Source organism: Bdellovibrio bacteriovorus (assembly GCF_041888015.1).
Classification (GTDB): Bacteria; Bdellovibrionota; Bdellovibrionia; order Bdellovibrionales; family Bdellovibrionaceae; genus Bdellovibrio.
This window is the reverse complement of record NZ_CP168968.1, coordinates 1559129-1579363: the sequence shown is the minus strand read 5'-3', so window position 1 is coordinate 1579363 and position 20235 is coordinate 1559129. Positions and strand designations below refer to the sequence as shown.

26 protein-coding genes are annotated in these 20235 nt (G+C 46.5%); 9 read left to right on the top strand and 17 right to left on the bottom strand.

The features are described from left to right. Position 1 precedes the first annotated feature (1 nt). Positions 2 to 379, bottom strand: coding sequence for a cysteine rich repeat-containing protein (locus ACES2G_RS07650; RefSeq protein WP_374001747.1), 378 nt, complete (start codon positions 377 to 379; stop codon positions 2 to 4). 100 nt (positions 380 to 479) lie between these two features. After that, positions 480 to 1076 (bottom strand): exopolysaccharide biosynthesis protein, encoded by a 597-nt coding sequence (locus ACES2G_RS07645; RefSeq protein ID WP_374001746.1) that lies wholly within the window; start codon positions 1074 to 1076, stop codon positions 480 to 482. 53 nt (positions 1077 to 1129) lie between these two features. Between ACES2G_RS07645 and ACES2G_RS07640 the strand changes: the two genes are divergently transcribed. Then, on the top strand, positions 1130 to 1402 hold the full coding sequence (locus tag ACES2G_RS07640) for a TMEM165/GDT1 family protein (protein WP_374001745.1): 273 nt from the start codon (positions 1130 to 1132) through the stop codon (positions 1400 to 1402). On the opposite strand, the gene ACES2G_RS07635 is transcribed toward ACES2G_RS07640, so the two are convergent. Further along, positions 1399 to 1929, bottom strand: coding sequence for a hypothetical protein (locus ACES2G_RS07635; protein WP_374001744.1), 531 nt, complete (start codon positions 1927 to 1929; stop codon positions 1399 to 1401). The genes ACES2G_RS07640 and ACES2G_RS07635 overlap by 4 nt on opposite strands. A gap of 177 nt (positions 1930 to 2106) precedes the next feature. After that, positions 2107 to 4173 carry a sodium-translocating pyrophosphatase gene (locus ACES2G_RS07630; RefSeq protein ID WP_374001743.1) on the bottom strand — a complete coding sequence of 689 codons (2067 nt, stop codon included), beginning with the start codon at positions 4171 to 4173 and terminating at the stop codon, positions 2107 to 2109. A 96-nt stretch (positions 4174 to 4269) separates the two neighbouring features. Here ACES2G_RS07630 and ACES2G_RS07625 point away from each other — a divergent pair, with 96 nt between their 5' ends. The 3 genes from ACES2G_RS07625 (at position 4270) to ACES2G_RS07615 (ending at position 6815) form a co-directional block, all read left to right on the top strand. Further along, complete coding sequence (locus tag ACES2G_RS07625; protein WP_347359040.1) at positions 4270 to 4926, top strand: sigma-70 family RNA polymerase sigma factor; 657 nt, start codon at positions 4270 to 4272, stop codon at positions 4924 to 4926. Next, positions 4923 to 5444 carry a hypothetical protein gene (locus ACES2G_RS07620; protein ID WP_374001742.1) on the top strand — a complete coding sequence of 174 codons (522 nt, stop codon included), beginning with the start codon at positions 4923 to 4925 and terminating at the stop codon, positions 5442 to 5444. Before ACES2G_RS07625 ends, ACES2G_RS07620 begins: the two co-directional genes overlap by 4 nt. Positions 5445 to 5606: 162 nt before the next feature. Then, positions 5607 to 6815 (top strand): hypothetical protein, encoded by a 1209-nt coding sequence (locus ACES2G_RS07615; protein ID WP_374001741.1) that lies wholly within the window; start codon positions 5607 to 5609, stop codon positions 6813 to 6815. A gap of 19 nt (positions 6816 to 6834) precedes the next feature. Here ACES2G_RS07615 and ACES2G_RS07610 read toward each other — a convergent pair whose 3' ends face one another. Together ACES2G_RS07610 and cysK are read right to left on the bottom strand one after the other, a co-directional pair. Continuing rightward, positions 6835 to 7593 (bottom strand): endonuclease/exonuclease/phosphatase family protein, encoded by a 759-nt coding sequence (locus ACES2G_RS07610; protein WP_347359037.1) that lies wholly within the window; start codon positions 7591 to 7593, stop codon positions 6835 to 6837. A 5-nt stretch (positions 7594 to 7598) separates the two neighbouring features. Then, on the bottom strand, positions 7599 to 8588 hold the full coding sequence (gene cysK / locus ACES2G_RS07605; RefSeq protein WP_374001740.1) for a cysteine synthase A: 990 nt from the start codon (positions 8586 to 8588) through the stop codon (positions 7599 to 7601). Positions 8589 to 8707: 119 nt separating this feature from the next. On the opposite strand from cysK, the gene ACES2G_RS07600 reads away from it, so the two are divergent. The 3 genes from ACES2G_RS07600 to ACES2G_RS07590 all read left to right on the top strand — a co-directional run bounded on the left by ACES2G_RS07600 (position 8708) and on the right by ACES2G_RS07590 (position 10069). Continuing rightward, a complete protein-coding gene (locus tag ACES2G_RS07600; protein WP_347359035.1) occupies positions 8708 to 9133 on the top strand; it encodes a PPC domain-containing DNA-binding protein in 426 nt (141 codons plus the stop codon). A gap of 208 nt (positions 9134 to 9341) precedes the next feature. Further along, the gene (locus ACES2G_RS07595; RefSeq protein ID WP_347359034.1) at positions 9342 to 9494 is read left to right on the top strand and encodes a CopG family antitoxin; all 153 of its coding nucleotides are present in this window, start codon (positions 9342 to 9344) and stop codon (positions 9492 to 9494) included. Positions 9495 to 9613: 119 nt separating this feature from the next. Beyond that, positions 9614 to 10069, top strand: a complete 456-nt coding sequence (locus ACES2G_RS07590) for a hypothetical protein (protein ID WP_374001739.1) — start codon at positions 9614 to 9616, stop codon at positions 10067 to 10069. On the opposite strand, the gene ACES2G_RS07585 is transcribed toward ACES2G_RS07590, so the two are convergent. Both ACES2G_RS07585 and ACES2G_RS07580 read right to left on the bottom strand, forming a co-directional pair. Continuing rightward, positions 10070 to 10390 carry a hypothetical protein gene (locus ACES2G_RS07585; protein ID WP_374001738.1) on the bottom strand — a complete coding sequence of 107 codons (321 nt, stop codon included), beginning with the start codon at positions 10388 to 10390 and terminating at the stop codon, positions 10070 to 10072. Next, positions 10387 to 10626: a toxin gene (locus ACES2G_RS07580; RefSeq protein WP_374001737.1), complete on the bottom strand. Its 240-nt coding sequence runs from the start codon at positions 10624 to 10626 to the stop codon at positions 10387 to 10389. Before ACES2G_RS07580 ends, ACES2G_RS07585 begins: the two co-directional genes overlap by 4 nt. Before the next feature lie 221 nt (positions 10627 to 10847). On the opposite strand from ACES2G_RS07580, the gene ACES2G_RS07575 reads away from it, so the two are divergent. After that, positions 10848 to 12326, top strand: coding sequence for a nitronate monooxygenase (locus ACES2G_RS07575; RefSeq protein ID WP_374001736.1), 1479 nt, complete (start codon positions 10848 to 10850; stop codon positions 12324 to 12326). Between the two features lie 52 nt (positions 12327 to 12378). On the opposite strand, the gene ACES2G_RS07570 is transcribed toward ACES2G_RS07575, so the two are convergent. The 3 genes from ACES2G_RS07570 to ACES2G_RS07560 all read right to left on the bottom strand — a co-directional run bounded on the left by ACES2G_RS07570 (position 12379) and on the right by ACES2G_RS07560 (position 14678). Next, on the bottom strand, positions 12379 to 12735 hold the full coding sequence (locus tag ACES2G_RS07570) for a hypothetical protein (RefSeq protein WP_374001735.1): 357 nt from the start codon (positions 12733 to 12735) through the stop codon (positions 12379 to 12381). Beyond that, positions 12732 to 13031 (bottom strand): type II toxin-antitoxin system Phd/YefM family antitoxin, encoded by a 300-nt coding sequence (locus tag ACES2G_RS07565; protein WP_374001734.1) that lies wholly within the window; start codon positions 13029 to 13031, stop codon positions 12732 to 12734. Before ACES2G_RS07565 ends, ACES2G_RS07570 begins: the two co-directional genes overlap by 4 nt. A 381-nt stretch (positions 13032 to 13412) precedes the next feature. Next, positions 13413 to 14678 (bottom strand): hypothetical protein, encoded by a 1266-nt coding sequence (locus ACES2G_RS07560; protein ID WP_374001733.1) that lies wholly within the window; start codon positions 14676 to 14678, stop codon positions 13413 to 13415. 337 nt (positions 14679 to 15015) lie between these two features. On the opposite strand from ACES2G_RS07560, the gene ACES2G_RS07555 reads away from it, so the two are divergent. Beyond that, a complete protein-coding gene (locus tag ACES2G_RS07555; protein WP_374001732.1) occupies positions 15016 to 16290 on the top strand; it encodes a hypothetical protein in 1275 nt (424 codons plus the stop codon). A gap of 49 nt (positions 16291 to 16339) precedes the next feature. On the opposite strand, the gene ACES2G_RS07550 is transcribed toward ACES2G_RS07555, so the two are convergent. The 6 genes from ACES2G_RS07550 to ACES2G_RS07525 all read right to left on the bottom strand — a co-directional run bounded on the left by ACES2G_RS07550 (position 16340) and on the right by ACES2G_RS07525 (position 20127). Then, on the bottom strand, positions 16340 to 16921 hold the full coding sequence (locus ACES2G_RS07550; protein ID WP_347359025.1) for a hypothetical protein: 582 nt from the start codon (positions 16919 to 16921) through the stop codon (positions 16340 to 16342). A 437-nt stretch (positions 16922 to 17358) separates the two neighbouring features. Further along, a complete protein-coding gene (locus tag ACES2G_RS07545; RefSeq protein ID WP_374001731.1) occupies positions 17359 to 18615 on the bottom strand; it encodes a type II toxin-antitoxin system HipA family toxin in 1257 nt (418 codons plus the stop codon). Beyond that, entirely contained in the window at positions 18612 to 18836 is a 225-nt protein-coding gene (locus tag ACES2G_RS07540) for a helix-turn-helix transcriptional regulator (RefSeq protein WP_347359023.1), read from the bottom strand. The genes ACES2G_RS07545 and ACES2G_RS07540 overlap by 4 nt, the downstream gene beginning before the upstream one ends. Before the next feature lie 165 nt (positions 18837 to 19001). Beyond that, positions 19002 to 19331 (bottom strand): hypothetical protein, encoded by a 330-nt coding sequence (locus ACES2G_RS07535; protein WP_347359022.1) that lies wholly within the window; start codon positions 19329 to 19331, stop codon positions 19002 to 19004. A gap of 225 nt (positions 19332 to 19556) precedes the next feature. Further along, positions 19557 to 19910, bottom strand: a complete 354-nt coding sequence (locus tag ACES2G_RS07530; protein WP_347359021.1) for a type II toxin-antitoxin system PemK/MazF family toxin — start codon at positions 19908 to 19910, stop codon at positions 19557 to 19559. Next, positions 19903 to 20127 (bottom strand): hypothetical protein, encoded by a 225-nt coding sequence (locus tag ACES2G_RS07525; RefSeq protein ID WP_347359020.1) that lies wholly within the window; start codon positions 20125 to 20127, stop codon positions 19903 to 19905. Before ACES2G_RS07525 ends, ACES2G_RS07530 begins: the two co-directional genes overlap by 8 nt. Between the last annotated feature and the right edge of the window lie 108 nt (positions 20128 to 20235).

Sequence of the window (20235 nt, the reverse complement as noted above, 5' to 3'; positions counted from 1 at the left end):
TCTAGTGACCCTTTCTCATTTTTTTACCAGTTTCCATTTCGGCCTTGCAGCCTTCGGAAAGTTTGTCTTTATTTTCGTGCATGCACTTGATCATGCGACCTTTGCCAGCCTTCACATCGCCACAGATTTTCTCAACGTCATCATGACAGGCTTCTTTGACACCTTTCATGTGCGACTTCATTTTTTCGTGTTGTGCTTTGCACTCAGCAGATAGTTTATCCTTGTTGTCGCGCATACACTTCATGATGCGACCTTCACCAGGTTCAATATTTCCACACAGTGTTTCGCGGTCTTTTGCGCATGCATTGGAATGACCTTCTTCGGCATGTGACACCAATCCAAAACAGAACATCACAGTAACAACGATCCATTTTCCCATTATGTACCCCCACTAGTTAGATGGTAACAGCAGCGGGAATCCAGAGACAAAGAGCTTGAGGTCCTATGGTCCATTCTGCGACATCTGGACCTAGGTGGGATTAAACGAAGTGAATCGCGCCCATGGCCAGCGTTGCAAAGAAGCTTGCAACAATAAGACACCACAGGTAGCTGAAAAGGATAAAAACTCCGTCTTTTTCCATGTGCCCGATAGCGCACAAAATAATGCCAATTGCTGGCACTGTGTTGGAAAAAGGAATGGGAAGCGGTAAGGACAGCAAAATCGCATTGCCGATAAAGACCACCAAATTGACCAATCGAAACGCCCAGAAGTCGTGAAGCAGCGTCAGGCGCTCTTTCACAATGCGAGACACATAGGTCCATATCTTCTCGGCCACTTCAGAAACCTTGATCACCACGTCCGCTGAGATTTTAAGATTCTCAAACTTCTTAGGTAACCACGGGGCTTTTTGTCGAAACAAGAATATCGCCACCAAAGAAATCAAAAATCCCAGAGGGGTCGAAAGTCCAGGAATGGGAATCGGCTGCATAAAAGGCAAACACAAGAACAATACCAGAACGGCATGCCCCTCTTCCCCAAGCAAGTCGAAGACTCTTCGCAAAGTGAGGTCTCCTTTGGAAGCCTCCTCCTGCAAAAGATCCATGGCTGAAATAAATCGACTTTTCAAACTTGCCATCCCTCACCTAAGCTCTTATCACTAGGTTTTCATTATTACCGAAAAGGACCCACATGGACTGGAAGATTTTTGCGAGCACCTTTATCACGATATTCTTGGCTGAAATGGGAGACAAGACCCAATTTGCTGCTCTTGCCGCATCTTCACAAACCAAGTCCACCATGACAGTGATGGTTGCCGTGGTATTGGCTTTGGGGCTTGCCGGGGCTTTGGGTGTGATCTTTGGAAAGTTCTTGGGAGCTATGTTAAGCCCCCAAATTATGAAATATGTCTCTGGGAGCTTGTTTATTCTGGTCGGAATCTGGGTTTTGGCAGCAAAAGCCTAGTAACCACAATATTGGACTCGATCCGTATCGAGTCCAATATCTGATTTTGATATTCTGAATCGAGCTGTTTTCCCCACCAGTTCTGGTGAGTTCACACTGTGTTTAAAATTCACTTCCAGATATTTCCGGCCATTTTCTTCAATGACTTTTCCGGCCCCTAAGCCAGGCAAACTGACTGATCCGGTTGCTGGATCTAGCGCCACTTTCGAGTGCATTCTTTTATCGAATGTCACACCGGACACATCAAACTCGCGATAGCGAATATCAAAACTGAGATCCTGATGCAGATACAACTCTTGCTGGGCCATCAAGATAGCCGAAGGATCTGTCCAAAGCTTGATCCCACCCGCCTGCAGACGAATGAACTCCAGATCACCTTGTAAGCAGTTGCCTGTCGTCTGATAAAACATGTCTTGAGGAATTACTTTAAGCTCCTGCTCGGGGCCAATATAAGTACCGATGCCTCCGCAGGATGAAAGTGCAAAAACAAAAATGCTTCCGGAAAGTGCAAGAGTGAGCTTATGCATATTTTGTTTATAAGGTCAGACAGAATAACTGTCACACACTTGAAGCAAGAATAGCCCCAAGTCCTGTGGACAAAAAAGAAAAACCCCACAGTTGTTCGACTGTGGGGTTTTGAATTTCCGAATGAAGTCCAGCTTGTGGTGCCTGACGGCACCTTCAGCCTCCTCGGCCGGAGCCGACTAGCCACCAATAGTAGCGATTAGTTGAGCGATCAACAAAGATACGACAGACATAACTTTGATCAAGATCGCAACGCCAGGACCGGAAGTATCTTTGAACGGGTCACCGACAGTGTCACCAACGACCGCTGCTTTGTGAGCGTCAGAACCTTTTGGATGACCTGGAAGGCCGCCTTTTTCGATGAATTTCTTAGCGTTATCCCATGCACCACCCGCGTTCGCCATGAACAAGGACATAGTTGCACCGACAGCCAAACCACCAGCAAGAAGACCTGCCAAAGCCTGAGGCCCCAACAAGAAACCAACTGCCACTGGAGCAAGGATCGCGATCATACCTGGCAGGATCATTTCAAACAATGCAGCCTGAGTTGCAATGTCCACGATCTTAGCTGGTTGTGGTTCCGCTTTACCTTCACGAAGACCTGGGATTTCTTTGAATTGACGAGCGATCTCTTGAACGATTTTCTGAGCCGCTTTACCAACCGCAGTCATTGTTGTCGCACCAACCAGGAATGGAAGGATAGAGCCCAACAAGATACCGATCAGAACGCCGGAAGAAGTCAGATCCAAAGACATTTTTGCAAGACCTGCTTTTTCACGCACATGGTTTACTTCCATGTTGAATGCAGAGAAAAGAGCAAGAACTGTCAAGATCGCAGAACCGATCGCGAAACCCTTACCGATAGCTGCTGTTGTGTTACCAACTGCATCCAATTCGTCAGTGATGTCACGAACGTTTTTACCAAGACCTGACATTTCAGAGATACCACCCGCGTTGTCAGCGATAGGACCGTAAGCATCAACAGTCATAACAACTGCTGTACCAGCCAACATACCTACTGCCGCCATTGCGATACCGTATAGACCCAAAGCTTGGTCAGCAACGTAAGCAGCAACAACTACGATGATCATTGGAATCGCTGTGGATTCCATACCCACTGCCAAACCACGGATCACACCAGTACCCGCACCAGTCAAAGCTGCTTCAGCAACCAGACGGATTGGACGAGCCGCTGTGTAGTACTCAGTGATCAAACCGATCAAAGCACCACCGAACGCACCCGCAGCCAAAGCCACAGTCACAGTCTGGCTGATACCGAACATCGGAAGAATGATGTAAGCAGCGATAGTCAAAAGAATTGGAGGGAAGATCAAAGCATTACGCAATACAGTTGCAGGCTTGCCGTTTTTGAACGCGCGAGCGGCAAAGATCACGATGATAGAAATAACCAAACCCAAAGTGGACAACAAGATTGGCAATGCAACACCGGCAATACGCACAGTCTCAGCATCCGCACCCGTCATCAAAGCAGACAAACCTTCTGCAGGGATTGTCAAAGCAATCGCCATAGCAGATACGATCGCAGCAACCATGGACTCATAGATGTCTGCGCCCATACCAGCAACGTCACCGACGTTGTCACCAACGTTGTCAGCAATTACACCAGGATTACGAGGGTCGTCTTCAGGGATGTTCTCTACAACTTTACCAGCGATGTCGGCACCAACGTCTGCCGCTTTCGTGTAGATACCACCACCGATACGCGCAAATAGAGCGATAGAGGAAGCACCCACTGCAAAGGAGTGAAGGATTGTGCCAAGGTGAGCATCACCCTGGAAGCAAACATACAAACCACCAAGACCGATCAAACCAAGACCTGCAACGGAAAGACCCATTACAGCGCCACCGTCCAAAGCAACTAGCAAAGCTGCCGCTTTAGAACCGCCAGCTGCGGCTTGAGAGGTACGAACGTTGGCATAAGTTGCCGCCTTCATACCGAAGAAGCCCGCAAGCAAAGACAAGAATGCGCCCAGGATGAAAGATCCCGCTGCGATTCCGCCCAAGGCGAACCAAAGAGCTGCGCCTACGACGATTGCGTAGACGAAAAGAACCTTGTACTCACGCACAAGGAAAGCCATAGAACCTTCGCGAACGTAAGTCGCGATACGATTCATTGTCTCATTGCCCGCTGGTTGTGCCTTCACGCGAAGGTACAGAGCCAAAGCAACGATCAAACCAACGACCCCTGCAATCGCAGGAGAAATCAGTAAAGATTCACTAAACATTGTTGCACTCCGTTTATGATTTCTCGTTTTAATTACGAAGGCTTAGAGTTACCCCGTCTCATTACACCGAGTCAATCTAGGAGGGGCCCGTACCAAATGAATTCGCGCCGCATTAGAGGCTGTTTTGCTCAATACTTGGGCAAAATCATTTTTAAAAGAAGCTCATCTCTCCTTTTAACGATGCATTGCTTTCCAAAAAAGGACGGCGTACCTTCAGGACAGATGAACGAATTGAGTGACGAGGATCTATTAATTAAACTCTCTGAGGGCGAACGCAAAGCCTTGGACATCCTCTATTTAAGACACTCGGGCCGTGTTCTAAGCTACGCGCTTAAACGCCGCCTGCCTCAGGAGCGTGCTGAGGATCTACTTCAGATCGTCTTTCTGCAGCTTTATCGCAAAAAACACCTCTATGACCCCAAGCACTCGGCCCTGGCCTGGCTCTATGTGATCACCCGAAGTGAGCTAAAAGACTATAGAAATCGTGAAATTAAAGATTTCCTCGAATGGGAAGAATCCCTGTCACAAACGGCCGCCCCCTCTCCTAATATAGAGGACAGCCAAGAGGCAGCGGCCTTATTGAAGGACCTCAAGCCCCGGGAACAAGAAGTCATGAAACTCCGTTATCTGGACGAGATGGAGTATGATGAAATTGCAGCCCTGCTGAAGGAATCGGAAAGCAACGTCCGCCAGATTGTTTCACGCAGCTTGAAATTTCTGCGAGGACATAAAGCGAAAGGAGCATCGAAATGACAGATCTAAAAAAAGACTTCCAGTCATTTACTGAAGATCGCTCCCCTGCGGGCTCCTCGTTTGTCTTGAATAAAATCAATGTCACCTTGGCGCAAGAACTGCCGTCAGCGTGGAAAGTCGCTACGAAGCTGGGATTTGCTCACGCTGTCGGAACGGCCTTGACCATGGCTTCGTGCTCGCAATTTGGTTTGACGCTTTTTAACACCGGCCACGATCTGATGCACACCTTTATGGATGTCAGCCCCTTGTTCTGTCATTCGCTGTGTGGCGCGTACTATCTGGCGCTGACCTTCTTACTGGCCCGTTTCTTCTTAAACCGCGAAGAATGGCTGGTGCTTGTGCGCACACGTGTGCTGAGTATCGCCAGCGTGGCCTTGATTTCTTTAGGGGTCTTCTCGGCCATCAGTCACGAAGTCACTTGGGAAAGTGCGGTCTTGTGGCTATTCGGGGCGTCCATTGGGGCTGAACTGATGACTGTCAGTAAACGCAGCTTCAGGGCCTTCCTGAAGAGCATCTAAGCCCTCGCCTGTCTTAAGAGGAGCTTCGAGCTTGAATCCCCACTTTATCCCCCCCTGAACTCTTAGACAGCAGTGAAATATCTGCCTGTCTAAAATCCTGACAGTCGCTTATTTAGGTCACTCCGTTGTATAAACACACCGAACTTTCCTAGCGAGGTCGCTGTGACTTTAAAAGTAGCTCCCATATTTATACTGTGCTTACTTTTAGGTGCTTGTGCGTTTAAAAAAGACGACGGCAAAGGGCCGAGCTCGGCCACTACAAACACTGACGTGATTGAAACTATCGAAAAGGTTTCCTTCACCGGCGAGTTGAATGATCAAAATGTCAAAATCACGTTCTTAGAGGACGAAGAGCCCGGTCTTTATCAGCTAGAAATATCGTGGCCTGCAGATGTTCCGGCGATGAAAGTGAGTTTGGATGGTCAGCCGTACCAAATAGTCAAAACAAACCGCTATTCTACAGCGACCATGTACGACACTAAAGTTGTAGTCCATCTAGTAGCCCTTAACAAACTGGGTGGAGAAAGTTCGGCTTTTTCAGCAGAACTGACTTCACCAAAAGACCTCTTAATCCGCCAAGAAAAACATCTTGATCAAGATTCTCTTCTTACTGCGAATCGCATGTACTTCCTAGATGCGGGGCGAATTATCACAAATGGTTTCAACCTAACACTGTCAGCAAAAAAGATTATCATTGGCTCACCCATTGATCAGAACACATCTCGTATGCATCCACGTGAAGCTCACATCCTTACGACAAATCCTAAAAGCATCGCAACTGGCATTGAGTTCCTAAAAGGTTCAGATATTAAAATCAAAGCCCAAAAAGCTGTCGGTCACCTGCGTGTGGCGATGGTTGGTTTCAATGGTATCGACGGCAAAGCAGGCGCTAATGGCGCCCCTGGAAAAGCTGGCAAAAAAGGTCGCGATGGCGCTATCAAAGACTTCACCGAGTATTGCGTCAACGATGACGGACGCCCTTGCCGAGGCGCCTCCCAAATCGATTGCACCTCCAACCCCACCAATGGAGAACAGGGAACTCCCGGATCTCTAGGACAGCAAGGTGAAAGTGGCAGCACCGGTGGCAACAGTGGCGTCCTGACCGCCATTATCGACGACCATACCCAGTTCAAACTTGAAGTCGGGCAACGTCGCGGCCTAGGTGGTCGCGGTGGCGCTGGCGGCAAAGGGGGACCCGGCGGTCCAGGCGGAGCTCCCGGCGACAATCCATTTAACAAATGCCGCAATGCCTTCGCTGGCCCTCAAGGAGCCACTGGTCCCGATGGCAAATCAGGCCAAGACGGCAAAGCGGGCCTGCTTGATGATGTCATCACCAATGTCAGCAATTTTTCTCGCTATGAAATAGAATAGGCCTAACGCACCGTAGACCCTAAAAAGAACCGGGAACCTTCAGACTGATTTCCAAAGGGAAGTGATCAGAGCTCATCACGGTATGGTGAACTTTGGCCTTTAGAACTTCAAAACCGCGCACAAAGACATGGTCCAACTTCAAAATACGTCCATCATCTTCCAGATCCAGATGTTCCAGTCCCAAGTCCCGGAAGATGCTTTTCATAATCATATAGCGCTTGAAGTTCCAAGTGTTGAAATCCCCGGCCAGCACAATCGGCCCATCAAACAGCGAAATACGAGAGGCGATTTCGTACAACGATGCCGTGAACGCATTCAGGGTCACAAAATTCAAAACATGGGTACAGACAAAAAGAGCCTTCTTATCGCCGAATTGATATTCACTGAAAAGAGTCAGTTTGGGCGTCAGCCAGAATAGCTCCCGAGTTTTCGAGCGGATAAAATCCACCGACTGCGGCGTAAGCCGTGAGCCAATCGCCACGCCTGTGCTGGAAAGGTCTTTCTTGTAGTGAAAGCTCTGCGCCAGATGCCATTCGTAAGAGGAAAAATCATTCCTCCAAATCTGCGGCATCTTTTGATCCAGCAAAGCTTCTTGCAGGAAGATAAAATCCTTATTCTGCCCCAGTCGTTTGAAATCATTTTCAAACAAAGCCGCACGCTGCCCTTTATAAACATTCCACACGAAGATATCAAACTGCGAAGAGGTTACCGGAAGGGTCATCCCTTCACCGATCTTCAACAGAACTTTTTCTTTCGCTGGAACTACAAAGGGCACCATCTCTTTTACTTCACCTTGTTCAAATAAGTTTCATCCACTGCCGAAACCTGCAGGCCTTGCGCCTCTTGGCGCTCTTGTTCAGCCAGCAATGTCGACAGATAACGTTCGCTATAGCTTGGGATGATCACAACGATATTCTTGCCACGATTTTCTTCTTTGGCAGCCTGACGAAGACCTGCAGCGATCGCCGCACCAGAGGAAATTCCCACCGGAATACCTTCAGCCTTAATAACCTCGCGAGCCAGCTTAATGGATTCTTCTGAAGATACCTGCTCGATTCCATCAACAACACTTCGATCCATAACACTAGGAACGAACCCCGCCCCCAGGCCTTGAATTTTATGCGGCCCCGGCTTTCCGCCTGAAAGCACCGGACTTTCCACAGGCTCAACCGCGATCATTTTCACACTTGGTTTTTTGGATTTCAAGAACGCGCCCACACCCGTGATCGTTCCAGAGGTACCCACCCCACTGATGACCATATCCACTTTGCCATCAGTGTCGTTCCAAATTTCCGGCCCCGTGGTTTCTTTATGAATCGCTGGATTGGCCGGATTATCAAATTGCCCCGCAGTCCAAGAGTTCGGTGTTTTTTCCAGTAACTCCATGGATTTGGCAATAGCGCCCTTCATTCCCAAAGGCCCTGGCGTCAGGACGATTTTGGCTCCCAGCAACAGCAGGAGTGTACGACGCTCTTGCGACATGGTTTCAGGCATGACTAAAGTGATCTCATAACCTTTTGCTGCTGCCACAAAGGCCAACGCAATACCGGTGTTCCCGCTGGTAGGCTCAATAATGGTCATTCCGGATTTCAACTTCCCGCTGCGTTCAGCGTCCTCGATCATGGCAAGGCCGATGCGATCCTTCACCGAACCCAAAGGATTAAAGAATTCAAGCTTCAACAAGAGTTTACCGGGCAAACCCTTTCCAATTCTTTGCATTTCAATCAAGGGGGTTTGACCAACGGTTTTTGTGATATCAGAATATATTCTCATAAGGTGCCTGTCTTGAATGGAAGTTACGAGCTACCCTTCTATGATACTCCCATCAGACAGCCTGACAAAGTTGAAGTTTATAAAAGTTTGTTTTCATTTCGTTAATATGGGGGCCCGCTATGGCAACTGAACCTTTTTCCAGCTCCGTAACCAGCTATTGTTTCCGTTTGAGACCCGGGCAGGACCTTAAAAAAGAGCTTATTTACTATTGCCAGTTGCATCACCTGCATGCGGCCTGCGTGGTCAGCGCTGTCGGGAGCCTGAACAAGGCCCACCTGCGCCTGTCCAATGGCAAGGATGTTGTCGAGTTTCAAGGCCCTTTTGAGATCGTCTCCTTAAGCGGAACTGTCAACAGCACGGCCGCGCATCTGCATATTTCTATCAGCGACTTTGAAGGTAAAGTCGTCGGTGGGCATTTAATGGATGGGTCAGAGATTTATACAACAGCCGAGATCATGCTGCTGGAAAATCGTGACCTGACATTCCAGAGAGAAAACGACGGCCACACAGGATATAAGGAACTGCTGATTCAGAAGCGAAGCTAGCCCCGAAATGACAAAATTCTCATTTTGAGAGAGTAACTCCTTTAGTGTTGCAATTGTATATACATGTATATACAGCGCCCCCAAGATCTGATCGACATCGAAAATATAAAGGCCAAGTTGCGTGAAAAAGAGTAAAGCCTCATCAAAAGAAAAGTCGCAGAAAATTTCTCCTGAATCCGCCCTAAGATTTCTTGAGGACATGCGAGTGATGTCTTCCCAAATTGACGAACCCACAGTAGCCATCAGCCTGCGGGTTCCGGAAAATATTTTAAGAAGTCTCAAGTTAAAAGCCAAAGCGGACGGCAAAAAATATCAATCACTTATGATTGAGTATCTTCGTAAAGGGCTTCTGGAAAAGTAGGCTTTTTTTGTTAAAGTTCTAGACACCCTATTCAGCTTGAAACATTTCGGTGTTTTCATTGGAATTCCCTGTGGGCTTCGGGATAATAAACCCCAGCGGAGGACTTCATGAAGAAGTACATGACAGCATCGATGCTTGCTCTATCACTGATGATAACCAACAGCGCACAAGCCGAAAGCGCCCTAGGCGTGGTGCTCGGCGACCCGACGGGCTTTTCAGGACGAACAAGCCTTGACGGGCAACACTCCGTGGAAGGCGCCATCGCCTATTCCACAGGTCATCATTCAGGACTTCATGTGCATGGAACTTATTTGTGGGACCGCGCAAGAGTCTTTTCTGTCGAACGCAGCGGTCCGATTGAGATGTATTATGGCTTGGGTGTTCGATTGATTTCGATAAACAGTGGCAAACACGATGGGGACATAGCCATCGGCCCCCGGGCTCCATTGGGGTTGGTCTATAAGATCAATAATCCCAACCTTGAGTTCTTCGGCGAGCTTTCGCTGGCTTTAGATGTCGCGCCAGACACTGACGTGGATTTGGACGCAGGAATTGGGATTAGAATTAGGTTCTAGCTATGCTTCTTTTTTCAATTTCATCGCTGGAAACACTTTTCTTATCTCCTCGACATCCACAAGACGCCCCTGCACGTAACCATGAATAACAAAGCCCAACAAAGTTTGATAGGGAATGCCCTTCTGCTCGGCGACGGCTTTGAAGCCCTCAAAGTCAGCCACAGTCAAGCGCGCTGTGAATTTTGCTTCCTTCTTCTCTTTCTCAACTTTTAGGGCTTCATTTCGGGCGGCTACCGCTGCCATCTTGTCGCCGCCAACGCTTTTCCACTTCGAAAAGTTTTGTTCCAGCTCTTTCTGTGACGGAATTTTCTTTTTTCTCATAGGCCGTATTCCTTTTTCAGCTTACGACTTTTATACATCGTAATATATCTCTCTGGATCTTCCGCGGTAACCACTGCCCAGACATAGTCTTTTAAAAAATAGATTTCCACGAACTGCTTTGGATATTTGGGGTTCGCTCGAACATCCAGCAAAACTCCTCCCGTGACGACCTCCTCAATAGAATGCCCTCTTTCACGTTGAATTTTGCGGTTCTTGTCCGCATTAATACGCTTCATATATTATACCTATTGTATGGCAAATAGCCATACTTTTATAGCTGAGTGATTCTGCGGGGATATGCAAATTACGCACTGAGATGCAAGCCCTCTACACAAGAGCGTAGGGCCATTGCCCTATCCGAATTGCGACCTCAAAACCAATAACCCAGAGCATTAGAAATGCTATAAACAGATTATTTTTATTTGCGACTTAATTCGGGGGCCAATAGATTGCTCGGATGCAATACAATCATCCGATCGTAATTCAAGGTGGCATGGGGATCGCAGTTTCTGACTGGCGTTTGGCAAAAACAGTTTCTCAAACAGGTCAGTTGGGCGTGGTTTCTGGAACTGCTATTAACTCGGTGCTGGTTCGCCGTCTTCAGGACGGGGACCTAGCGGGCGATTGCCGTCGCGCCCTAAAGGCCTTCCCTTCTCAAAACATTGCTCAGAAAATTCTGGATACCTATTTCATCGAAGGTGGGCGTCCACCACATCAGGCTTACAAACGTCCTCCGATGTTCTCTGTCGAATCACCGAAATTTCTTCTGCAACTGACCGTTGCCGCCAGCTTCGTGGAAGTTTGGCTGGCACGCGAAGGACACAACGGCGTTGTAGGCTTAAACCTTTTGGAAAAAGTGGTTCTGCCGAATCTGGCCTGTCTTTATGGCGGCCTGCTTGCGGGCGTTGATTACGTTATCATGGGTGCCGGAATTCCTCGTGAAATCCCAGGGGCTTTGGATTTGCTTAGCCAAAACCAAAAAGCCGGCTTGAAAGTTCCGGTGGCAGGCGCTGCTGAAGACGTTATGACTTTCTTTGATCCTCAAGAGGTCATGGAAGACACAGTTCTAGAGCCGCTGAAGCGTCCATATTTCTTCCCGATTGTTTCTTCTGCGATCCTGGCCGCGAATCTGAAAAAGAAATCCACGGGCCGTGTGGATGGCTTTATCGTCGAAGGTCCTTTGGCGGGCGGTCACAATGCGCCCCCACGTGGACCGATGAAGCTAAATGACAAGGGCGAGCCTATTTATGGCGAGCGCGACGAAGTGTGCTTAAAAGAAATGGCGGCACTGGAGCTTCCGTTCTGGATGGCAGGTTACTATGCCACTCCAGAAAAATTGCAGGAAGTTCGTGCGATGGGGGCTCACGGAGTTCAAGTGGGAACGCTGTTTGCTTTCTCTGAAGAATCCGGCGTGAAACAAGAGCTGAAAGAAAATGCTCTGAAAACCATTCTAACTGAAAAAGCTCCGGAAGGTGGTTGGATCTTTACAGATCCTCGTTCTTCACCAACGGGGTTCCCGTTTAAAGCAGCTCGTTTGCCAGGGACCATTTCTGAAGAATCCATCTATGCCAGCCGCAAACGTATTTGTGACTTGGGTTACCTTCGTCATGCGTATCAAAAAGAAGACGGCAGCATTGGTCAGCGTTGTCCTGCAGAGCCGGTGAATGACTATGTTAAAAAAGGTGGCTTGCTTGAAGACACCGTCGGCCGCAAATGTCTTTGCAATGCTTTGATGGCGGACGTGGGTATGGGGCAGATCCAAGCCGGTGGTCAGGAAGAGATTTCTTTGCTGACGGCGGGTGATGACTTGAACAATGTCACGCGGATGTTAACTGACGGAAAAACTTCTTACAGTGCGAAGGACGTGATCTCTTACTTGTTGGATCTTGATCACTCAATGAAGACCTCAGGCCCGCTAGAATCTGCGTTAAATTAAAAACAAAAAGGGAGCGAAATGCTCCCTTAAGACACCTGCACTTTATATTTAATTAAGTATCAGATTTGGCATTCTTATAACGAAGATCTTTGGGTCTTTCGTTGTCATGTATGGCAATCAAACTTATCTCTCGACCATTGTGGTTAACAACCCATCTAACAGAATAACGACCGTCATAGATGGGCTTTCCACGAACAGACGATTTTTCGTAAATCACACCCTGCTCCGGAAATAAAGTGAGATCCTTAATTAAGTCCTTCACTTCACGTTCAAACTGCTCGGTTTTTCCAATTGCGAACTCAATGTCATAATTCGCACTAATATTCGACTCAATAATGTAAGCAACAATGAGTGCAAAATCCTCACTAAATGAATCCGTTAGAATTTCAGTATACGGAGGAACTTTCAACCAGCAACGTCCTTCTTATATTTAGCTCTTGCTGACGCCTTTGCCTTACCCATAGTTTCCGAAAGGATCTTCCCGACCTCAGCTCCGCGAACAACCCGCCCCTCGGCTGCGGCCAGTAAACCTCTATGAACACCTCGAAGCTCCGCCAACTCAAGCATAAGATTTTCATAAGTTTCGGCATTCAAAATCACCACTGATTTTCCACCAGGACGATTTACCTTCACAACTTCAGTGTCTGCCACATCAAGCCACTCTTTCAAATTAGCTCTAAACTCAGTTCCACCAGTAGATTCCATAAATCCTCCTGATAAAAAAGTACAATAAATGTACATTTTTATCAAGATCTCTACACTCCCCCACTAAGCGCCAAATTAAAGATCATTATTTTAATAAGTAATATTATATACATACCGAAATAGCCGACACAGAACATATATGTAAATTATATGTAAATTTAACGCAAGTCAACCTCTTGAAGAATTCGAAGTCTTTAGAGTCCGCGTTAGTTTAAAAAGCAAGGGAGCGAAATGCTCCCTTAAGACACCTGCACTTTATATTTAAGACCCGCATGCATCAGTTGGTCTTGCAATGCCAATTGTATAAATCGATCTTCAGCATACCCCAAAGCCTGAGCAAAGTGCCTTGGCGAAAATCACCCAAGGCACCTTTTTCAAGACCTATCTTTTGATACGCTTCCAATAACTTGGGATGTCTGAGCTTAAACAACTCAAATTATGGCCATTCAGATTTTTGCCACAGTCTGGACCATTAGTGACATTGATAGTTTGTCGTGACGTGAAATCGGCGGATCTCTCAAAACCTGTGATCTTGCGATCTTGAAGCCAGCGGGCATCAGAATAGTCCCCGATGGAACCGGCATAGTGTTCTCCACTCATCATCTCATAGGCAGAACCGGTCTTTTTAAATCCGGACCATCCCTGATTCAGCGTAGTACCATCTTTGTGGGTCAAATTTCGACTACGAGCCGCGATCACCTCGCCATTGGCGTCAAACGCAATCGTTGTAATCAGTGAGTTCACCATGTCAAAGGTTTCACTTGCGTCGGGGACATCGGCGCTTTGAGCAGACGTAGCATAAGTCTCGCCAATTGGCAGGGCCTCGTCAGCTGTTGTTGAAAGATAAGTGAACAGTGGAACATAGCTGAATGCAAAGTTCCCCGTTTGTCCTTTATAGTAGTCACTGAAATTACCTGTCGACATACCCCAATTAAACGGCGGCATTTTACCAGCATCGGTAGCATCATCAAGCAAAGCCGTTTCATCGGCACAAGTGACCGTATAGGATGTGTCCACCAAAAGATTCAGATATGGCGTCTGTCCGGCAGCAACACTGTAGGTCAGCTTGTTGTACTCCATAATCTCGTTACCATAGTGCGGATCTGGAAGCATTTTTCCTACTGCATAGTACCCATAGTCGTTAGAAAGATCGACGGCATCACCGCAACTTGCGGTCGCAACCTTCTTGACCCCGCTGGCTGTCGTGTAATAGCAACCGTTCGCTGTTCGGCAGAAGGCTTTCAATTGAACATCGTTCTTGAATCTAATTCCCGCATCGGAATAAGTACCTTCCGGGACAGCAATATCTTCTTCGAACTTGATGACCGCAGTGTCACCACCTAGTTCCAATGTTTTAGGTGTTTCGAAAGTTTTAAAATTGTTCGAGCCCGTCGAAGAATTCCCCGCGATTGATAGGAGCTGAATTTTCATACCTTCCATTTTGGCCCAGGAGTATTTACCTGTACTCGCCTTGACATCGCCCCACTTAGGCGCAGCCATCAGGTTCACCGAAGTTGAACCAATTTGCCCAATTCTCGCCTTCCCTGCGACACCAGAGCTGGAACCGCCCCCGCCCCCACCACCGCTACAACCAGCCAGTAGTACTAAAAATCCGGTGCCCATAAAACCTTTTGCAATGCTCTTCATTGAAGTTTCTCCTCATTTTTCTGTTTGCACTCCCTTTTACGCTAAAGAACTTAAACCCGACGCAAAACGAGTTTCGGTTATTTGACAAAAACCTCAGGACTTCCGGAGGGAAAATGAGACACTTGCTCTTGCGTCAACACTTCGGGAGCTTGCAATGCAAGCGATTTCAAATGTGCCTATCTAAGATGAGACAGTAATCTTGAATAGACTCGCAATAGGATTACAAGTCGTAAAAACCCCTCATTGAGTTCCGCCCCCCACCGATAGATTCACGTCTGTTCTGGACGTAATGACTAAATCAAGGAGCTTTTCGGTGAAGTATTCTACAAAGGTATTAATGGCATTGACTGGACTATTGATGGCAGGGTGTTCCTCGGGTGGCGGGGCTGATGACGGCTCGACGACGACGGTTTCAGCAACAAAACCCTCGAGCGTCGTGGCTTCTCTGAGTTCAAAAATTTCAGAGGTTGGCACGAACATGAATGCCGCCATGAACGGCGCTTCTATCGCCAGCATTCATACAATGAACGGCATTGATACCAAATGCGGTGTTCACGGCGAGCCCTTGTTCCAACCAGTGACCGCCGATAGCACAGCATGCACGAACGCCGGCGGAAGCTGGGATCCGGGATCTTCAGAATGTAAGATGTCCTCGTCAGATCACGCTTACACTGGCATGAAGTTTTTCTGTTTTATCGCCAAAGACACGGGGTCTCCGGATAGCTTGCAAGGGGCCTTTGGTCTTTTCGGTAACCTCAGCTGTTCACTGGAAAAACAAGGTATGCAATGGGACGGCGTTCAACGCACTATTGATGTGACGTTATCTGAAGGCAATGGCTGCTTCCAGGCCGGACAACTTTCTGATGGACCTTGCGAGGGACAATCAAGCTGTTCGATGAACGTGAACGTCACGGCCTCGACCCTTTCTGGGGAATACTACGACAGCTCCCTGGTGCTGGAAATCGGCGACATGTATTACCGAGCGAAAGTAAAAGTGTCTGACGGCATCACAGAGCTGGCTGTTTCCAACAACGGCCAAGGTGTTGCCAATGATGAAGACGTCTATTCTGTAAAGTTGGATGAAGCCAACAAACGGTTTGCCTATGAAGGTCGCTTTGATCGTATCGATGCTGTCGGCTGTGGCGGTGGTTCTTGCGGGTGGAGCCGTCACTATCGTGTGATGCTGGATCTTTTAGATGGCACCAGTGAAATCATCCCTGAATCTATTGAGGGGGCAATTTCTGATATCTATGACAACGGTGGCACCTTCTATTCAAGCCTTAGCACGATCAAGGGATCTATGACTTCCGGAACTGGACTGACGGGAATTCAGTACAGTGCTTCGGATGCCGTCCGTGCGAACGTGGTGGAAGCGGCGAACCTTTCTGCGGGAACAGCAAGCTGTTTTGCTCTGGACGCGGATCCGGCTGCAAATGCTTGTGCTGGCAATCCGGGAATCACAAAAGGCACAGGCACTTTGGCTTTCTTCCTGCCGGGCTCAACGTTTAAGTCCCAGACAACAGCTGCGGATAAGTATTTGGATGGCGATGTTTGGTTTGCGAATCTTGCGGGGTTGAACTTCACTTCTGTGAGTTTGGCGCCGGAGCAGTAGCCATCACGGGTTTATAAAGAAAGAGGGTGCCAGTGGCGCCCTCTAAGGCCTACTCCATAAAGTCTAAAATTCCTTTCACAGCAGGCAGGTAGTGGGTATTTCCCTTTGCAAACTCAGAAGAAAACCCACAGTTAAGTTCCAAAAATGGAATCAACTCTGGGGCGATCCATTCAATTGTTTGACGAATTTCTCCGTAACGCACATCCGCCTTATAATTTATGATCGGCTCAAAATGAAAAACTCGATTACGAAATTTCCTAACTGTATTCAATCTATCAGAAATATTTTTTCGTGTTCGGTCCGAGGACGGAGTTACATAGGGAAACATCTTTGGCAACAGAGGCCTCAGTTTTTGTTCATAATCTTTTCGAAACAATGACGTCCAAAATCCGAAGTTTAGTGCCGCCATAATATCTTCAGGATTAAAGCTCTTCCCTTCACGCTGAAGACGCTCAATTGCCTCATCCACCATGTGTTGCTCAGGACTTAACAGTTGGCCATTGGTAAGCCATGAGCTACCCCATGTGCTGGTGGCCGCAGAATGGATGTTATTTCTCAGGGCAATTTCTAACCAATGCAGGGATTCATATAGAGACTCTGACAAAGCGCAATTCCAAAGGTACTTTGCCATAACTAAATCTAATGGCTGTCCCTCCAAGTACCCGTAACCACTTAATCTTTCTCTAGAAATTCGCGAAATGAGACGTGCTGTTTTTAATTGGCCTTGCATTTAACTCCCAAAAGACCGATATTGCTTAGGTAGTCCCCAGGAAGTTCCTCTCCCTTGAAATATAGGTGATCGAAGCCTGGGGTTTTTTTTGCCTAAAATCAGCCTCCATACATACCCATGGATATCGGCATCGATATATCAAGAGCTCGCAAAACAAGCAAATATTTAATATGTAAATTTTATGTAAATTAACCCGGCCGCAGTGGGTTGCCAAAGAGGTACCTTTTAAGCACAGACGTTCTATTTTCGGTCAAAAGTAGCTATTGTTTTTAGCTTCACTTGGCCAAAAATAAGGGTTCTCTTCGCCAAAGCCTTACATAAGACACACCCACTTCCAGCTAAAGATTTTTATAGAGATTCACACGACTTTGAATCTCGGCCCTTAAGTCCTTTTGAATATGTTTGAATCTGTCATCACCCGAAATCTCGCCCCATAGAACTTCGACCTGCTGCTGTATCAAGAACACCATAGAAGTCATCACCTTCAGGAAAATATCTTTCTTCTTTTCGAAGCCGAGATCTTCTGCCAGCATCTCGAAATTCTTTTTCTTCATCCTAGAAGAGTCCCGCTGCCCACCGATTGAAAAGGCAAAATCAGACGACATGTTTTTATAAATGCTTGTACTAAGAAGATCATACATCGGAGCTAATCGAGTTTCCCCATCAACATACAAGAATGACAGGTTCTTGGAATGAGAATCATTATTTCCAATTAAAAGGTTAAAGGCCAACCACTTCAGCGCAGCTTCCAAATCATTTATCTTATCGTCAGAAACTTTCTCGATTGTCTTATAATTTTGAGCAAAACTAGGACCACCATCCTCCTCGTACTTTTCGGCAGATGGATAACCTTGGGCTTGGCATAGATCAAACTGGTGCAGTCTTTCAACCTGTCCCTTTACTAGGGTTCGATCGTAGCGTTCAACCAAGAACAATAAATGCTCCTTGCCCACCAATTTAACTGCCGGAACATTCAGTTTGCACAATTGTGCAAGGCGCATACAAAGGTATTCATTTTGTACTGAATTTAACACGCCTGAAATTCGGGATGGGGGCTTCAAAATATGGGTCGTTGGTCTGGCATCAGTAGGGAGAAAAATCTCATCATCTTGAACGATCACAGGGATCTTATCCTGAGCCCCTGCCAATGAAAATCTTCCTTTGTGCTTAACAAGACTGTGCACGTATAGGCTGTCTTTATTTTCGATAACTTGATCAATCTCATCAAAAGAGATCTTTTCCAGATCCCCTTTTTTAGCAATATCCGGAGGAACCTCAAAAGGCGTTATTTCAAGAGCCCCAGCACAATCAAGTCCATAGCTTTCCAAAATTTGATAGGGATCTTCGAAGCTCTTTTTAAGAATCTGTTCAAATGTTTTTAGTGTTTCCCCTTCAGGAAGAAGGTTATCAAAATATGACTTAGTAAGGCGATTGTTGAACTGCTCTTCTTGCAAAGGCAATGCTGGAGATAGCGCGAATTTTTCATTATTTCCAAGCCAAGTCGCAGAGTAAGTAAATCCTAGAGTATCATCTTCTTTTTTTTGCAGAACTCCGACATGCAGTTTTCTATAAAAGACATTCAAGGGCTTTTTCATTTTCTTTTTACCTTGATGTAGATCTCGATATTGCAAAGCTTCAGTATTTTAAGAAGTGTAGAAAGCTTAATGTCTGACTTTTGATTCTCGAAATTCAAAACCGCATAACGGGAAAGATCCGCGTACTGACCAAGCTTTTCGCTTGTAATCCCCTGCTCTTTACGAACCTTTCGAACTTCATCCGCGAGTTGAGATGAGCTTGTAATACGCGTATATTCCACTTAGCCTCCAAAAAGTTGCCTACAGTAAACATTTTATGGGGCTTTACGGCAAAGTCCATTAAAAGTTGTCTTGAGGCAACTTTTTAGCGAAATAAACAGGACTTAGGGAGGAAAGTTGCTCGGAGGCAACATAAGTGGGCCACGGGGCCGAGCCAAGGCCCCGCATTATGCCAGTTCATAAACTCGATTAATCAAATATAGAGGAACTGCCAGCAACTCGAATACGGCTGGGGTATCCATACCCGCAATACTTGCCTCAACGAGCTCACTCCCATAAGGCAACAAGCTGATTCGCAATGCACGAGGCAATTTTCTTCGTTCCGCCATAAATACAGTTAAAGATTTCATCTTCCCCGAAACATCTGACTTAACTTCAACAGGCAGAATCACTTCTTGTTTGGATATAACAAAATCCACTTCGGTGCCCAGGCACAAAGTTAAAAACTCTTCTAACTCTATCAACCTGACTATGCTTTGCGTATTCGGAAAAATCATCCTGATAGGTCTGCAGAATGGATCTCTGAACCCTGCGAACCTCAAAAATTGGTCAAAAATAGCTATTGTTTTTAATATTATTTGGTCAAAAATAAGGGTTCTTTTGACCAGAAACTTTTTTGAAGATGTGGTCACCAGCTTGGTGAGTGGTGCGTCGGAAATCCCGACATACCACTTTTTCGTCTAATTCGTTTCTTCAAAGATGTGCTTAATGTCCCATTGACATTAATTCAAATGATCTTCATCGATCTCGTAAATTAGCGCGAGACTCTTCCTGCATTCGAAAATTTCATTTTCAGATACTGAGCCCATTTTTTGGATGATTCTATCCACCGAAAGAGTCCTAATTTGGTAGGTATCTATAACAGACGTTTTATGAAGCCCTGCAGACTTAACATCTTTGATTTCGACAAAAACTTTTCCGGATTTCCCACTGGAATCGGTAATAGGAAACACAGTAATAAGTGCCAGCCTAGGATGAACATTTATTACCATACAAGGCCTGGTCTTCTTCTGCTCATGCCCCTTAGTTGGATCAAGATCCACTAAAACAACTTCTCCTACCGAATAGCTACTCAAAGTCATCCCCATCAATTCCTGCAAAATAATTCTCTGGCGATGACTTCACATATAGATTCAACATCTCTTCGCGCGCAGCTCGTCGTTGCTCCTTTTTCACTCGATCACGTAATAGATCCAAAGCATAATCCATCATCTTAGTCTTATTGCTAAATCCATAACGCTCATGACTCTCCAGCATTTTACTGTTCTCGTCTTTTAATTTTCCGACTTGCATGGCTACCTCACCTCTATATACGTATCGGCATCTCACTTTATAAACTCAAATACATACATATCTATATACATAATTGTATACCTAAAAACAATAATCAGCAATACTTAA